Here is a 14,939-nt window from a genome sequence, read left to right as displayed (position 1 = left end):
CCACCAGGAGTACTCATGCGCAAGACCGCACTCGGCGCCCTGACGGGCACCGCGGCCCTCGTCGCCACCCTTGTCGGCACCACATCGGCCGTGGCAGTGGCAGCGGCTCCGACCTGCGCCGACATCTGCGTCCTCGGCGTACGGACGGCCACCCACCCCACGTACGACCGCGTCGTGATCGACCTCGGCGAAGGCACCATCCCCGGGTGGACGACCAGCGAGCAGACCACCCCGCTCTACTGGGGCGAGGAGGGCTCGCAGACCCAGGTGCCGATCAAGGGCGACTCCTACCTGAAGCTCACCCTCATGCCGGCCGAGACGTTCGACGTGAACTACCAGTCCACGTACACGAGTCCGAGGTCGGAATCCTTCGCCTACCCGAGCCTCAAGGGCCAGGCCCTCGTCTACAGCTTCGAGGACAGCAACACCCTCGGCCTCGCCCTCGGCCCGCACACCTCTTACAGGGTCTTCAAGCTGACCGCCCCCAACCGGATCGTCATAGACATCAACCACTGATTTCATGCTGCCCTGAGGGCGCAAGCAGGACGAGCACACTGAATGCGGTGGCTCAGCGCCGAGAATTAACCGGAATTCACTCTTCGGTGAACGCGAAACGGCCGACAGGCGCCACGGAAGAAATTCCGTGGCGCCTGTCGGACTGGTGCGCTTCTAGCCGGGGCAAGCCGCGTTGCTCCAGAAGCAGTGGGAGGAGACCAGGTTGTCGGTCCACGACTCCAGGTCGTTGAGCGTGGCATTCGACCAGGCCGTCGTGTGGTCGCCGGTGTAGTTGCCGTTGGTGTAGAGCTCGGCGTTGGTGTCGGGGTCGAGGTTCTTGACCGACGTCACGCTGTCGTTGATGGAGATGCCGGTTCCGTAGTACGTGCCCGTATAAGAGGGTTTGCTGTAGAGCGTGTCGTATATGGGCCCGCTCGCATTGGCATCGCGGTAGAGGCATATTTCCCCGCCACCCGAAGAGTTGCAAACACCGTCGTAAGAGGCCGCCTGGGCCGGCGCCGCGAATGCCCCAATGCTGAGCACGGCTGCGGCAACGCCGAGAATGTGCAGATTGCGCATCGAAATCCCTTTGCTAGACCGTTCTGAATGTGTCGCGAAAGCGACCACGCGACGATAGGCGAAGATCAACCCGCCCCGTCAAGGATCATTGACCCATGCACCGTATAAATGGCTGGAATCATCAGCCGACGATGACTCAAAGCCGCCTCTCCAGAACTCCCCTGTTCTCGCGGTCGGCGAGCGAGGACCACGCGAGGCCAAGAACGGACGACAGCCGGGCACTCCGCCCCCGATGACGCAGGCCTACGACGCGGCCACACAACACGAAACGGATGAAGGCTCACCCCAGGGACACAAAGGTCGAGCAATCGCGCCAGGCTCAGGCAGCCCCCACCCCCAGATCTCGAAAGACCTGCTGGTCAGCGCGACTCTGCGCGCCCGCCCGGGAACGTTTGCCCCTGGCGGATGGTCATCCGCTACCCTGTTCTCTGGTCAGCCGTTGGCGCGGCCCCTGTCAGGCAGCGATGCCACCCAGCAGGGTCCACACGGCGTCTGACCAGCGGGCTTGGCTTCCTCGCCGAAGATCCACTCACCGGGTCTCCTCCAAGGTTCCCCCAAGCCCCCGCCACGCCTTCGTAGCTCAGGGGATAGAGCACCGCTCTCCTAAAGCGGGTGTCGCAGGTTCGAATCCTGCCGGGGGCACAAGCGCGAAGACCCCGGACCGATCACGGTCCGGGGTCTTCGGCGTCTGCGCGTGGTCGGCGTCCCTTGATGCGGCCCGACCGTCTGCGACTGGGCTCGGCGCCCCTTGGTGCGGCCCGAACCGCCCCTACCGGACGACGACGTTGTGCGCCGGGATGATCGTGGGCTGCAGGTCGGCATGGCCCAGGTCGGCGAGGACCGGGCCGAAGAGCTTCGCGTGGGTTTCCAGGGCCTCCGCGCTCTCCCAGACCTCGGTCACGCGGAAGCCTCCGTCGACCGGCCCCGCCGCGTGAGAGACGAGGCCCGTGTTCGGCAGGTCCGCGAACTGCGTGAAGCCCTTCCCGCCGGTCACGCGTTCGATGACCGTGTCGTAAAGGTCCTGTCCGGCGCCAGGGAGGTCGAAGGTGACGATGATGGCCATGGAGATGCCCCTATCTCGGTCCGCCGCGCGGCTGCGACAACGCCCGAGATCCTAGCGGTAAGTGATCGGACGGGTTCACACAGCGACCGTGCGCTCGGGGTGGCGGTCGTACGCGTGGCGGGGCGGGGTGGCGTACGCGCGGCTCTTCGGGGGCCGTTCCCGTGAGGCCTCCGGGGGTGGCTGCGTGCCGGGACCGGTCAGCGGAGTTCTTCCGGGCAGGCCGTGCCCCGGGAGAGTTTGTACGGGGCCGCCAGCCGGTAGACGCCCGGCTTCGGGGCCAGGAGTTCCGTCCACTCGTCGCCCTCCGCGTCCGCCTCCGCCTTGAAGAGGCAGCCCTCCTCGTTGGCGAAGACCTTGGGGAGCTCCGTGTCCGACTCCTCGCGGGCCAGTTTCGACGCTTCCGTCTCCTGCGGGGGTTCGATCTTGCCGCCGTTCTCGTCCACCAGGGCCAGCCACGGGGAGTACGGGACGCGGATGAGGACCCGGCCGGGGGTTCCGACGCGGATCACGACCTCGTTCTCCTCCGCGCTCTGCACTTCGGCCGGCGGGGTCGCGAGGGGGCTCGGGTTCTCGACCTCGTACAGGCGCCAGTTCTCGTCCGACCAGACCTGCTTCAGGTACGGCAGGCCCTCGCCGACCAGTTCGGCCTCCTGCTCGGCGCCCGAGTCGGGGGCACCCGTCGGCAGGACCACGTAGTGGACGGCCCAGCGGTCGAGCCACTCCTCGTAGTTCACGGCGTTCAGGGTGTCGTCGTAGAAGAGCGGGTTCCGCTCCATGTCCGCCTGCCGGTTCCAGCCCCGCGCCAGGTTGATGTACGGGCTCAGCGCCGAGGACTCGCGGTGGCTCGACGCCGGTACGACCTCCACCCGCGCCTTGCGCGCGTCCCGCACCTGGAGCTGGTTGATCAGCGGTGCCAGCTCGCGCGCCCAGGAGGCGTCCGGGGCCGTGCGGATGACGTCGTCGACGCCCTTGAAGCCGATCCAGAAGTTCAGGCCCGCGAAGGCGAGCAGCAGCGCGTACCAGCGGCGTGAGCGCGGCGCCGTGTACGGCAGGGCCGCGAGCAGCACGACACCCGCGAAGAGCATCGGGAGCCGCGAGATGTTCGAGCCGATCTGGGAGTCGATCAGCCAGGTCAGCAGGGTGCCGATCGTGTACACCGCCGCGGCGGTGCGGACCGTCCGCCAGTCCTTCGGGACGAGGAGGAAGGTCAGCACTCCGAACAGCAGCGGCAGCGCGGTCGACCCGAAGGCCATCGGCTGCGTGCCCGAGAAGGGGAACAGCCAGGAGGAGAGGGCGACGACCGCCACCGGGGCCAGGCCGAGCGCGTACGCGCCCGGGCGCCGGCGGTTCAGGAACAGCGCCGCCGCCGCCACTCCCAGGAACAGGCCCGCGACCGGGCTGCACGCCGTCGCCAGGCCCGCGAGCGGCGCGGCCACCGCCGCCTTCGCCCAGCGCTTGCGGCGCCAGCGGTGCGGCCAGCAGAACACGGCCGCCACCGCGCCGACCGCGAACATCATGCCGAGGCCGAAGGTCACCCGCCCCGACAGCGCGTTGCAGAGGAACGCGAAGACACCCGCGATCGAGCAGGCGAGGGGGTTGCGGACCGCACGCACCCGCACCAGGATCAGCGCGGTCAGTCCCGCCGACAGCGTCCCGGCGATCATCATCGTGCTGCGCACACCGAGCAGCGACATCAGATACGGCGACACGACGCTGTACGAGACCGGGTGCATCCCGCCGTACCAGGCCAGGTTGTACGCCGAGTCCGGGTGACGGCCGACGAACTCGGCCCACGCGTCCTGCGCCGCCAGATCGCCGCCGCTGTTCGCGAAGAAGAAGAACCACAGGATGTGGGTGACGGCCGCGAGCCCGGTCGCCGCCATGACCGTGTAGCGGCGCTTCCGCCGCCGGACCGGGGCCGGGGAAGTGGACGCCGGGGCCGGCCGCTGCGCCGGAAGCACTATTCGCGTGAGCGAATTACGAGACGTGTCGGCGTCGGAATCCGCATCCGCATCCGCATCCGTGCCGGGGTCGGCCTGGGCACCGGCGCCACCTTCGACAGCGGACTCTTCGGGGTCAGGGACGGAGTCCACGCGGTCGGACCGTGTCGGCTCGGCGCGTGTCGGCTCGGCGGTGGTCACTGCGGCCCTTTCCCGTGCTGCCCGTCTCACTTCTCTCGCGTGTGTCACGCGTCGTGCTCGTCCCCCCGAAAACGCTAACAGCTGGGCGCCCCGGAGAACCCGGGGAGCCCAGCCGAGCGGGTGGCCCGTCAGCCCACGCGGGTCAGCTTCTTGTCGAAGCCCGGCTCCACCAGGTCCGCCTGCAGGGCGACCGGGGAGCTGACCTTGCCGGCGCCGGTGCCGATCGACACCTGGCCGACGATGTCGCCCGCCTTGCCCGTGTGCGGGACGACCTTGCCGCCGTCCGACAGCTGCAGCTTCACCCGGAGGCCCGGCCAGCCGATCGCCTTGAGCTCCTTGGTGGCCACGACCGGCGTCCGGCCGCCGAGGCCGTCGTCGATGTAGCCGAGGACCTGGCCCTTGCGGACCACGGCCGCCGAGGTGACGTCCTTCTGCGCCTGCTGGATGATCTTGTAGCTGTTGTCGATGGCCAGCTTGAGCTTCTCGCCCAGCTGCTCGGCGTCCTTGGCCCCCATCACGATGCCGAGGATGCGCCGGTTCTTGCCGTCCACGACCGTGTTCGCCGACCAGAGCAGGTTGCCGCCGGCCGGGGTGGACGAGCCGGTCTTGATGCCGTTGACACCCGGCTTCAGCAGGATGGTGTTGTTGTTCTCGATCCGGCCGGGAAGGCCGTCCACCGTCACGTTCGGCATGTTCACGATCTCGCGGAACACGTCGTACTGCATGACCGCCTTCGCCAGCTTCAGCTGGTCCTGCGGCGTCGACACGGTGCTGTCGAGCAGACCCGACGGGTCGGTGTACGTGGACTGGCTCATGCCCAGGTCCTTCGCGGCGGCGTTCATCTTCTCGACGAACGCGGCCTCCGAACCGGCGTCCCAGCGGGCGAGCAGCCGGGCCACGTTGTTCGCGGAGGGGATCATGAGGAGCTCCAGGAGCTCCTTCTCCGTGTACGTCTGGCCCTGCTGGACCGCCGCCGTCGACTCGTGCTCCGCCTTGCCCTGCTCGGCGGCCTTCGCGTCGATCTCGATCTCGGGGCCCTTCTGGCTCCCCTTGAGCGGGTGGTCGCGGAGGATCACGTACGCCGTCATCGTCTTCGTGACGCTCGCGATCGGGGCCGGCTTCTGCGCCCCGTACGTGCCCATGGAACCGACGCCCTCGACCTCGACGGCGCCCTGCCCCTCGGTGGGCCACGGCAGCTTCAGCTCGCCGCCCTCGAAGGTGAAGGTCGGCGCGGCGGAGAGCGTCAACGCGGGTGCGGGCAGCGGACGGACCATCTGCACGATCGCAAACACGATCAGGAGCAGCAGGACCAGCGGGGTCCAGATCCGCAACCGGCGCATCGTCGTCCGCAGCGGGGTCGGCGGCGGGGGCGGGGTGTTCGTCAGCTCGGCAAGCAGGTCGAGCGGGGGCAGCGGCGGGAGCGGCTGCTGCCGCGTCCGCTCCGCCTCGACGAGCCCGGTCGCCGGCCTCGCGGCCGGCGTCGGCTTCGGCGTCGTCACGGGGACGGGGGCCGGGGTCGGGGCCGACGCGGCGGGCTTCGGCGCCTCGGGCGTCTTCGGGACCCGGGGGGCCTCCTGCGCCTTCTGTGCCTTCTGCTCGGCCGGGATGTCCGCCCGCAGCGGCAGGAAGGTGCTCGTGCGCTCGCTGTCGGAGTCCGCGGTCAGGGACGGCGGGAGCTTCAGCGCGGTGGTCGGCTGGTCCACGGCGGGCGCGGCCGGCAGCCGGACCGCCTTGAACATCGTCGTCGGCTGGTCGACCGGCTCGTCCTCGACGTCGTCGACGTCATCGACCTCATCGGCCGCATCGGCCGCATCGACGTCACCGGCCGAGTCGGCCGCGTCGGAGTGGGCAGGCGTCTCGGCCGCGGGCTGCTCGGCCTCCGTCGGCTTCCGCGCCGCGAACCAGGAGTCCGCGGAGGAAGCGGAGGAAGCGGAGGAATCAGAGGAATCGGAGGAAGGAGAAGCAGCGGAGGAATCCGTAGGGGCCTCCGCGGAGTCCGTCAAGGAGTCCTCGGCAGGTTCCTCATCCGCCTCGTCGTCCGCCTCGTCCTCGGGCTCGTCGTCCTCCGGCTCATCCGCGGGCTCGTCCTCGACGGACTCGTCCGGCTCCGAATCGCCCTCGTCGGGCTCGTCGAGCTCCTCGGACTCCTCGGACTCGTCCTCCGCCTCCGGCTCCTCCGCCGTCGCCACCCAGGCCGCCACCGCGGCCTTCAGACGGTCGCTCTCGGGCTCGGGAGCCGTCTCCGACCCCTGCTCCGACTCCGCGTCCGTCTCCGGCTCCGTAGCGGCCGACGGCGCGTCGTCCTCCGGGGTCCGGGGCGCGAGGGTCTTGAAGACGGCCGTCGGCTGGTCCACCTGAACCGACGACGCCGGGGACGACGCCTCCGAGGACGTGGACGAGGCCGAACGCGAAGACGAAGACGAAGACGAAGACGAAGAAACCGGAGCCGACGACGAGGCGTCTGACTCACGGAGTACGGAAAGCCGCGGATCCCGGCCGCCGCCGCCCGAGGCCGTCGTCTCCTGAGACGACCCCTGCTGCTCCGCCTTGTCGGGGGACTCGCCCGCCACCGTGCCTCCTCCATGCGTCGTGCGTACGTACGGACCATGTACCGGTCCGTGTACCAGTGTCCTGTGTGAACCCCTTGGCCCCCGTGCTAGACGAGAACGACATACCTACTGGTTCCCGGATGAACCACCCAGGCACTCTCGACAGATGAATGTGAGAGGGGTCACCCTGTCATTCATCCACGCGGGGAGGCATGGATGGGCAGGAGCCGCAGAACCATTCCGGAAGAGCTTCTACTGCTCGCTCTGGACCCGACCACGGGTACCACAGCGCAGCCGCAGTCGCTCGACCTCGGTCTGGCCGGAGCACAGCTAGTGGAGCTGGCGCTGGCAGGCCGGATAGCCCCTGACGGGGATCGTATCGCCGTGGTGATGCCACGGCCGACCGGAGATCCGACACTGGACTCCGCACTGGAGCTGCTGCGCAGGCGCGGCAGCCCGGTTCGGGCCGTCCACTGGATCGGCGGGCCCCGGCTGGGGCTCCGTCAGACGTATCTCTCGCATCTGGAGCGATGCGGCATGGTGCATGCCGTGGAGACCCAGATGTGCGGGGTGTTGCCGACGACTCGCTACCAGGCGACGGACACGGCGATCAGTCGGGAGATCCGTTCCCGGCTGGACAGTGCGATCCGCACCGGCGTACCGCCGGACCCGCGGACCGCGGCGCTTGCCGCGCTGGCCCACGCGGTCGGTCTCGGGAAGCACCTCTACCCCGGCAACGAAGGACGGTCGTCGCGGTCCCGGCTGCGCGATCTGATCCGGCACGACCCGATGGGCGGACTCGTGGCGCACGCCGTGATGGACGTCCAGAACGGCGCGGCGGCACAGCCGCGTCGGAGCGCCGCGGGTGTCCCGGCGCAGCCTCGCGGCAACATGGCCCGCGCGGCGGCGCACTGAGCACTCCGCACGTACCAAGGAACCAACCCGGGAGCCGCACAGGTGTGCGGGGCGGTCTGGACGGCCGCCCCGCACACGTACGGCGTTCCCCTCTTTCCCGGCGCACCGGGCTTCACCGGCGTTCCCGGCGGGCGCCATGACGGGGCACGGTCGTTCCCCGGCGCAGACGTTGTGGTCGTTTTCCAGCGCACACCTGGGCTTTGGTGGCAGTCTGCCAAGCGGTAGATACTCACAGCTACGCAGCAGACAGCCGGAGGTGCAGTTTCCGTGGCGTCCAACGTCAACCCCACCGTCAGGCGACGCCGATTGGGCCAGGAGCTGCGCAAGCTCCGGGAAGCGAAGAACATGACGGCCGAGCAGGTGGCCGAGCGTCTCCTCGTCTCCCAGTCCAAGATCAGCCGGCTGGAGAACGGCCGTCGCTCCATCAGTCAGCGCGATGTGCGCGATCTGTGCGGCGTGTACGAGGTCGAGGACGAGCGCATGGTCGACTCGCTCATGCAGATGGCCAAGGACTCGCGCCAGCAGGGCTGGTGGCACGCCTTCGGCGACATCCCGTACAGCGTCTACATCGGTCTGGAGACGGACGCGGAGAGTCTGCGGATGTACGAGCCGCAGATCATCCCGGGTCTGCTCCAGACGCACGCGTACGCGGAGGCCGTGATCTCCGGCGCGCTGCCGGAGTCGGCGCCCGCGGACATCGAGAAGCGGGTCACGGTCCGTACCCGCCGCCAGGAGCGGATCCGGGACGAGGAGCGTCCGCTGCGGCTGTGGGCGGTCATCGACGAGGGTGCGCTGCACCGGATCGTCGGCAGCAGGCAGCTGATGGTGGAGCAGCTGGAGCACCTCATCGAGCAGTCGCACCTGCCGCACGTGACCGTGCAGGTGATCCCGTTCGAGATGGGTGCGCATCCGGGGATCAGCGGCCAGTACTCGATCCTGGAGTTCCCGGACACGTCCGACTCCAGCGTCGTCTACATCGAGGGCGTGACGAGCGATCTGTACCTGGAGAAGGCGCAGGACGTCGGCAAGTACAGCGTCATGTACGAGCACCTCAGGGCACAGGCGCTGAACGTCGAGCAGACCCGCGACTTCATCTCGGAGATGGTGAAGAAGCACGCCAGGGGCTGAGCCGAACGGCCTCTCGCGCCGGCCCGAAAACAGCGGGGCGGGTACGGTACACCGCGTACTCGCTCCCACGGAAGCTCAGTTGGAATATGCCACTCGGACGTGTGAACGCTGGTCCCGCCGGGCGGGACCAGCAAGTAGCGTCGATCACGCCGGCAAGAACGTTGGCGCGACATCCACTGGCAGAACCGGAGCTGAGCAGCATGGCGATTATTCAGGGTGGCACCGACACCTGGACGAAGTCCTCGTACTCCGGAGGGAACGGGGCCTGCGTCGAAGTGAAGTCCCCCCTCGTGGCCGCGATCGCGGTGCGGGACTCCAAGGCCCCCGAGGGTCCCTCCCTTTCTTTCGGACCGGGATCGTGGAACGCCTTCGTCGGCGAGGTGAGCAACGGGGCTCTCTGAGCCCCGCTGCTCAAGCCGTCACCACCAGCAGTACGAAAGAGCCCTCTCGACCGGTCCGCCGTCCTGGCCGAGGGGGCTCGGCCTTTTCCCGGATTCGGCCGACCGGAAACGGCCTACCTGATTCGGCCGACCGGAAACGACCTACCGGATTCGGCCGACCGGTTACCTCAGTTGGTCCACGTACCGGTCCGTCCCCGGCACCGTCGGGATGAAGGGCGCCACCAGCTCCACCCGGCCGGGACCGCCGTCTCCCGCGCCGCCCAGCGTCTCCAGATCCGCGAAGTGATCCGTCCAGCACTCCCTGGGGTCCCGCTCCAGGAACCACAGCAGGGTCAGCCGGGTGTCGACGCCCTCGACCTGCTTCACGTACGTCATGCGGTCGCCGGGGAGCGGGGTCGGGCGGAAGAGCGTGACCATCGCCGCCGGTGAGCCGGCGAGGCGCCGGGGAAGATCCCGGGTCCGGAGTCGTTCGAGGAGTTCGGCGCGTTCCTCCGGGCCTTCGGAGTCGATCACCTGGAGGATCAGGCCCGCGTAGGGGTGGTCGAGGGCGTGGAAGTCGCGCGGGCCGGCCGCCCCGTCGCGGTAGACGGTCGCCTCGTGGTCCTGGAACGCGGTGAAGACGTGGGTCCGTTCCTGGTGGACGCGGGCGTCGCGGTTGAGGCGCTTGTTGATGCCGACGGTCCACTTCATGTGGTCGTCGTAGCGGCCCTCGGTGATCCAGTACGTGGAGAGGTAGCAGCCCGCGGTGACGGGCCGGGCGACGGCGGACTTCTCCGGGACGCGCAGGTCCTGGAGTTCGCGGGTGGCGACCCAGCGGCGGCCCGCGTACATCCAGGGCATGGCCATGGCGCCGGCGTAGTAGTGGTCGTCCTCGTACCAGCGGTTGTACGCGTACTCGTGGCCCGGGTGCGGCTCGACCATGGTGATCAGCGCATGGCCGGGCCGCACCCCGTACGGGCCGACGGACGCCAGCTCCGCGTACGTCTCGCTGCGGGTCTCCTCGCTCACTCTCGTACCTCTTCCCAAGTCGGTGACAGGGACCTACCCTGACGACCACTCTGACGGACCGTCAGATAGTTGGCCAGGCTTGAGAGGGGTCCGGATGCTGCTCCAGGGGAAGACGGTCGTGGTGTCGGGTGTCGGCGCCGGGCTCGGCCACCGCATCGCCGAGACGGTCGTACGGGACGGGGGCAACGCGGTCCTCGGGGCCCGCACCGAGGCCAACCTCGCCAAGTCCGCCGCCGCGATCGACCCGGAGGGGCGCCGTACCGCCTACCGGGCCACCGACATCACCGACGAGGAGCAGTGCGAGGCCCTCGCCGGCCTCGCGACCGAGCGCTTCGGCGGGATCGACGCGGTGGTCCACGTCGCCGCCTGGGACTCCTGCTTCGGCGGCCTCGAAGACGCCGACTTCGCGACCTGGCAGGGGGTGCTCGACGTCAATCTGCTCGGGACCCTCCGCATGACCCGCGCCTGCCTGCCGGCGCTCAAGGAGCGCGGGGGTTCGGTGGTCCTGATCGGTACGCAGTCGGCGGTGGCCGCGCCCACGCAGGTGCGGCAGGCGGCGTACGCGGCCTCGAAGGGGGCGCTGACCTCGGCGATGTACTCCCTCGCGCGCGAGCTCGGACCGCACCGCATCCGGGTCAACACCGTGCTGCCCGGCTGGATGTGGGGTCCGCCGGTGCAGGCCTTCGTCCAGTTCACCGCGCACACCGAGAAGGTCCCGGAGGCGGAGGTGCTCGCTCGGCTCACCGAGCGGATGGCGCTGCCGGAGCTGGCGACGGACGGGGACGTGGCGGAGGCGGCGGCCTTCCTCGCCTCGGACCGGGCGCGGGCGATCACGGGACAGTCGCTGCTGGTCAACGCGGGTGAGCTGATGCGATGAGGCCCAGCGGGGCCCCCTGAATCCACCCGAGACAAGTTCATAGACATGAACAAGGGTCAGTAAACAGAACGATTTTACTGTCCCTTGACCCTCCATTGCATTGTCCCTGCCTTGCAACTCGCCACACCATGAACGGCGTTCACAAGGCGGACCAGACCCCTGGAGGGGGCTCTCCATGAACAGTCTCGACTGGGCCGTGCTCATCGGCTACTTCGGCGTGATGGTCGCGATCGGCGTCTGGTCCCACAAGCGCGTGGACACCGTCTCCGACTTCTTCACCGCCGGCGGCCGGATGCCCTGGTGGCTCTCCGGCATCTCCCACCACATGTCGGGCTACAGCGCGGTGATGTTCACCGGATACGCGGGCATCGCCTTCACCTACGGCGTCACGTCCTACGTCACCTGGTCCTTCCCCATCGCGATCGGCATCGCCGTCGGCGCGCACCTCTTCGCGCCCCGGCTCAACCGGCTGCGCTCCCGCCTCAAGGTGGCCTCCCCGCTCGAATACCTCAAGGACCGCTACAACCTCCCCACCCAGCAGGCCCTCGCCTGGTCCGGCGTCCTGCTGAAGATCGTCGACGTCGGCGCCAAGTGGGCCGCCATCGCCACCCTGCTCTCCGTCTTCACCGGCATCTCCCTCAACCAGGGCATCCTCATCACCGGCGTCGTCACCGGCATCTACTGCACGGTCGGCGGGCTCTGGGCCGACGCCCTCACCGAACTCGGCCAGTTCGTCATCCAGCTCCTCGCCGGCGTCGCCATGCTCGTCGCCGTCCTCGGCAAGCTCGGCGGCTTCAGCGCCCTGTGGACCGTGTGGGACCGCCCCGAGCTCCAGGGCCACACCGCGCCGACGGCCGGCCCGTACACGCTGACCTTCCTCCTCGCGTACCTGTTCATCAAGACCTTCGAATACAGCGGCGGCATGTGGAACCAGGCCCAGCGCTACATGGCCACCCCCAACGCCCGCGAGGCCACCCGCTCCGGCCGGCTCTCCGCGGTGCTGTGGTTCGTCTGGCCGCTGGTCCTCTTCTTCCCCATGTGGGTCGCGCCGCTGCTCGTCGACCCCAAGAAGCCCGACGCCTCCGACTCGTACGCCCTGATGACCGAGCAGCTGCTGCCGCACGGCCTCCTCGGCCTCGTCGTCGTCGGCTTCTTCTCGCACACCATGGCCATGTGCTCCTCCGACGCCAACGCCATCGCGGCCGTCTTCACCCGGGACATCGCACCCGCCCTCAGCAAGGCCGCCCGCGGCTGGACGCAGAAGGCCGGTCTCGTCGCCGCGCGCTGGTCGACGATCGCGTTCCTCGCGCTGTCGATGGCGGTCGCCACCCAGGTCAACTCCCCCACCTTCAAGGACATCATCACCGTCGTCATCAAGTGGGTCGCCGGGCTCATGGGGCCGATCGCGATCCCCTTCATGCTCGGACTGCTCCGCGCCTTCCGGAAGTCGGGCCCGACCGCCGCGCTCGTCTCCTGGGCCGCCGGACTCTTCGTCTTCTGGCTCACCAACTACGGCCTCGACGGCGTCGAGCTCCAGATCCAGATCGTCTCGCCGCTCGCCACGTCCCTCGTCCTGTACGTCCTCATCGGCTTCGTCCGGCCCGAGGACACCCCGGAGCGGGACGCGCTGCTCGCGAAGATCGGCTCGGACGGCGACGGGGACGGGACCGGCGCCGCCCGGATCCCCGCCCAGACCGGGCCCGAGCGGGCCGCCGATCAGCCCCTCGGATAGCGCGCCAGCCAGCCCGGCGACGACTCCGCCGGGCCGTGCAGGGCCGCCCCCTGCGTCATCTCCATCGAGAAGTCGTCCGCGAGCTCCAGGACCGTCGCACGGCCCTCCAGTTCGGCCAGCCAGGCCGGCGGGAGGGCCGTCTCGCCGTGCAGGGCGCCGAGCAGCGCGCCCGTGAGCGCCCCCGTCACCGCCGAGGGCCCGTCGTGGTTCACCGCGAGCCGCAGACCGTGCCGCACGTCCTCGCCGACCAGGGCGCAGTACACGGCCGCCGCCAGCTGCCCCTCCGCCCGGTCCTCCCCCGCGCCGAGGGCGGCCACCCGCTCCGGGTCGGGAACCCCTTCCCGTACGGCTCCGAGGGCGTGGCCGAGTGCCTCGGTGACCGGCTCGTGGCCGGGGCGCACCGCCAGCTGCCCCAGGGCCCGGTCCACGGCCGCCTCGACGGAGCCGCCGCGCGCGAGGCCGTGGACGACGACCGCGAAGGCGCCCGCCGCCAGGCCGGCGGCCGGGGCGCCGTGGGTCTGTGCCGCGCACTCCACGGCGAGCTGGCAGACGAGCTGCGGCTCCCAGCCGACGAGCAGCCCGAAGGGGGCCGAGCGGACGAGGGCGCCCGAGTCGGCGGCGGTGGGGTTCTTGGGCTTGTCGAGGGTGCCGAGGATGTCGTCGCCGAGGCCGGTGAGGCAGGCGCGGGGCGGGTTGCGGCGGGCGTAGAGCCACTCCTCGTGGGCGAGCCAGCCGTTGTCCTTGCGGCGCTCGTCGGGGCCCCAGTCGCGCTGGGTGGCGGCCCAGCGCAGATGCGCCCGGTGGACGTCGGTGGGCGGGTGCCAGGCGCCGGTGTCGCGGCGGACCTGGGCGCGGATCAGTCCGTCGACGGTGAAGAGCCCCATCTGGGTCGCGGCGGTGACGGCGCCGCGGCGGCCGAACGCGGGCGCGGGCTCGCCGAGTCCGTCAGGTCCGTGGGCCTCGCGGACCTCGGCGAGGGTGAGTCCGTCGACGGCCGCGCCCAGGGCGTCGCCGAGGGCTCCGCCGAGCAGACAGCCCCGTACGCGGGCCCGGAAATCCTGCTGTTCGGCGCGGCCCCACACGGCCGCGGCTGTCGTGGCCACGACGTGCCCTCCCCCCGTAGACCGGTCTGCGCAGCACTGTAATCGACCGAGTACGTCCGTTCGGGGGCCGGAACGTTATGTGATCCGACGCCCTTCAGGCCGCTTTTGACCGCACTTCCGGCTGTCGGTCGGGCGGCCGTCCTCGCCCCGACCGCAGCGCTCTCCCCCGAGCGGCGGAGACGGACCCACCCCTCGACGGACGTCCGGGACCGGGAGGTCGGCGAGGCTCGTGGGGACGTACCGGACTCCTCGATCGGAGCATCACCGTGCTGAAGAACTCCCTGCGGGCCGCCGCCCTGCTCGCGCTGGTCGCCGCTGTCGCCACCCCCGTCGCCGTCGCGGCACCCGCCCCCGCCGAAGCCCCGGCGCCCCTGTCCGCGTCCGCGTACGGGTCCGCGCACGCGTCCGCTGAAGCATCCGCCTCGACCCTCCGGTCCTCCCTCAAGGGCGAGGGGCGGATGGAGTACCCCGAAACCGAGGAGGAGGTCCGGTTCAGCGTCGACGCCCGCGCCACCTACGCCGCGGGCTCCCTCCCCACCCGCTCGTGGGGCACCTTCCGCCTCTCCCACAGCTACCCGGCGAAGGACGGCGCGCCCGCCACGACCCACTGGGGCGAGTTCAAGGTCGACTGCCTGACCACCGGCGGTCCCACCGCGACCGTGACCGGCACGCTCGTCCGCACCAACCCCGGCAGCCCCTGGCAGGGGGTGCTGGACCCGCACTTCCGCATGGGCGTGAGCTTCCTCGTTCCCCCGAAGGGAGACGGACCGAGCCGCATCGGACTCTCCGGGGGAACGCTGGAGGGCGAGCCGCTGCTCACGAAGTGCATGGCCCCGGCCGCCGATGCCCGTGTGATCGAGGGCGGCTACACCCTCCGCGACCACCGCTAGAGGATGCCCGGCGGATCAGGGCCCGGCCACGACCCGCCGGACAGGGCCCAGGGGGTGT

At 70.1% G+C, this 14,939-nt stretch carries 13 protein-coding genes and 1 tRNA gene; 8 read left to right on the top strand and 6 right to left on the bottom strand.

Annotation, left to right across the window (positions count from 1 at the left end; genetic code table 11):
* Positions 1 to 15: 15 nt before the first annotated feature.
* Complete coding sequence (locus OG259_RS24255; RefSeq protein ID WP_328944176.1) at positions 16 to 516, top strand: AMIN-like domain-containing (lipo)protein; 501 nt, start codon at positions 16 to 18, stop codon at positions 514 to 516.
* A gap of 153 nt (positions 517 to 669) precedes the next feature.
* On the opposite strand, the gene OG259_RS24250 is transcribed toward OG259_RS24255, so the two are convergent.
* Positions 670 to 1,074, bottom strand: a complete 405-nt coding sequence (locus OG259_RS24250) for a peptidase inhibitor family I36 protein (protein WP_328944175.1) — start codon at positions 1,072 to 1,074, stop codon at positions 670 to 672.
* 569 nt (positions 1,075 to 1,643) lie between these two features.
* Between OG259_RS24250 and OG259_RS24245 the strand changes: the two genes are divergently transcribed.
* Positions 1,644 to 1,716 (top strand) — tRNA-Arg (locus OG259_RS24245).
* 127 nt (positions 1,717 to 1,843) lie between these two features.
* Here OG259_RS24245 and OG259_RS24240 read toward each other — a convergent pair.
* From OG259_RS24240 to OG259_RS24230, 3 genes are all read right to left on the bottom strand, one after another.
* Positions 1,844 to 2,137: a hypothetical protein gene (locus OG259_RS24240; RefSeq protein WP_266892976.1), complete on the bottom strand. Its 294-nt coding sequence runs from the start codon at positions 2,135 to 2,137 to the stop codon at positions 1,844 to 1,846.
* A gap of 197 nt (positions 2,138 to 2,334) precedes the next feature.
* On the bottom strand, positions 2,335 to 4,020 hold the full coding sequence (locus OG259_RS24235) for an MFS transporter (RefSeq protein WP_328944174.1): 1,686 nt from the start codon (positions 4,018 to 4,020) through the stop codon (positions 2,335 to 2,337).
* A 386-nt stretch (positions 4,021 to 4,406) separates the two neighbouring features.
* On the bottom strand, positions 4,407 to 6,848 hold the full coding sequence (locus tag OG259_RS24230; RefSeq protein ID WP_328944173.1) for a D-alanyl-D-alanine carboxypeptidase family protein: 2,442 nt from the start codon (positions 6,846 to 6,848) through the stop codon (positions 4,407 to 4,409).
* 195 nt (positions 6,849 to 7,043) lie between these two features.
* On the opposite strand from OG259_RS24230, the gene OG259_RS24225 reads away from it, so the two are divergent.
* From OG259_RS24225 to OG259_RS24215, 3 genes are all read left to right on the top strand, one after another.
* On the top strand, positions 7,044 to 7,742 hold the full coding sequence (locus OG259_RS24225; protein WP_328944172.1) for a GOLPH3/VPS74 family protein: 699 nt from the start codon (positions 7,044 to 7,046) through the stop codon (positions 7,740 to 7,742).
* 267 nt (positions 7,743 to 8,009) lie between these two features.
* Positions 8,010 to 8,870, top strand: a complete 861-nt coding sequence (locus OG259_RS24220; protein ID WP_328944171.1) for a helix-turn-helix domain-containing protein — start codon at positions 8,010 to 8,012, stop codon at positions 8,868 to 8,870.
* Between the two features lie 200 nt (positions 8,871 to 9,070).
* Positions 9,071 to 9,271 carry a DUF397 domain-containing protein gene (locus tag OG259_RS24215; protein ID WP_266892984.1) on the top strand — a complete coding sequence of 67 codons (201 nt, stop codon included), beginning with the start codon at positions 9,071 to 9,073 and terminating at the stop codon, positions 9,269 to 9,271.
* Positions 9,272 to 9,433: 162 nt separating this feature from the next.
* On the opposite strand, the gene OG259_RS24210 is transcribed toward OG259_RS24215, so the two are convergent.
* Positions 9,434 to 10,279, bottom strand: coding sequence for a hypothetical protein (locus OG259_RS24210; protein WP_328944170.1), 846 nt, complete (start codon positions 10,277 to 10,279; stop codon positions 9,434 to 9,436).
* Positions 10,280 to 10,373: 94 nt separating this feature from the next.
* Here OG259_RS24210 and OG259_RS24205 point away from each other — a divergent pair, with 94 nt between their 5' ends.
* Both OG259_RS24205 and OG259_RS24200 read left to right on the top strand, forming a co-directional pair.
* Entirely contained in the window at positions 10,374 to 11,156 is a 783-nt protein-coding gene (locus tag OG259_RS24205) for an SDR family oxidoreductase (RefSeq protein WP_328944169.1), read from the top strand.
* A 175-nt stretch (positions 11,157 to 11,331) separates the two neighbouring features.
* On the top strand, positions 11,332 to 12,888 hold the full coding sequence (locus OG259_RS24200; RefSeq protein WP_328944168.1) for a sodium:solute symporter family protein: 1,557 nt from the start codon (positions 11,332 to 11,334) through the stop codon (positions 12,886 to 12,888).
* On the opposite strand, the gene OG259_RS24195 is transcribed toward OG259_RS24200, so the two are convergent.
* Positions 12,873 to 13,991 (bottom strand): ADP-ribosylglycohydrolase family protein, encoded by a 1,119-nt coding sequence (locus OG259_RS24195; protein ID WP_328944167.1) that lies wholly within the window; start codon positions 13,989 to 13,991, stop codon positions 12,873 to 12,875. The two genes, OG259_RS24200 and OG259_RS24195, sit on opposite strands and share 16 nt — an antisense overlap.
* 266 nt (positions 13,992 to 14,257) lie before the next feature.
* Here OG259_RS24195 and OG259_RS24190 point away from each other — a divergent pair, with 266 nt between their 5' ends.
* Complete coding sequence (locus OG259_RS24190; protein WP_328944166.1) at positions 14,258 to 14,881, top strand: hypothetical protein; 624 nt, start codon at positions 14,258 to 14,260, stop codon at positions 14,879 to 14,881.
* The last annotated feature ends 58 nt before the right edge of the window (positions 14,882 to 14,939 follow it).

The organism is Streptomyces sp. NBC_00250, from assembly GCF_036192275.1.
In the GTDB taxonomy this organism is placed as follows: Bacteria; Actinomycetota; Actinomycetes; order Streptomycetales; family Streptomycetaceae; genus Streptomyces.
The sequence above is the reverse complement of the archived record's forward strand: the minus strand, read 5'-3'. Positions and strand labels throughout refer to the sequence as shown.

Excerpts from the sequence above, each read along its gene's own strand:
- OG259_RS24250 (WP_328944175.1), bottom strand. The coding sequence starts at position 1,074 with ATGCGCAATCTGCACATTCTCGGCGTTGCCGCAGCCGTGCTCAGCATT.
- OG259_RS24235 (WP_328944174.1), bottom strand. The coding sequence starts at position 4,020 with ATGGCGGCGACCGGGCTCGCGGCCGTCACCCACATCCTGTGGTTCTTC.
- OG259_RS24215 (WP_266892984.1), top strand. The coding sequence starts at position 9,071 with ATGGCGATTATTCAGGGTGGCACCGACACCTGGACGAAGTCCTCGTAC.
- OG259_RS24200 (WP_328944168.1), top strand. The coding sequence starts at position 11,332 with ATGAACAGTCTCGACTGGGCCGTGCTCATCGGCTACTTCGGCGTGATG.
- OG259_RS24205 (WP_328944169.1), top strand. The coding sequence starts at position 10,374 with ATGCTGCTCCAGGGGAAGACGGTCGTGGTGTCGGGTGTCGGCGCCGGG.
- OG259_RS24255 (WP_328944176.1), top strand. The coding sequence starts at position 16 with ATGCGCAAGACCGCACTCGGCGCCCTGACGGGCACCGCGGCCCTCGTC.
- OG259_RS24225 (WP_328944172.1), top strand. The coding sequence starts at position 7,044 with ATGGGCAGGAGCCGCAGAACCATTCCGGAAGAGCTTCTACTGCTCGCT.
- OG259_RS24240 (WP_266892976.1), bottom strand. The coding sequence starts at position 2,137 with ATGGCCATCATCGTCACCTTCGACCTCCCTGGCGCCGGACAGGACCTT.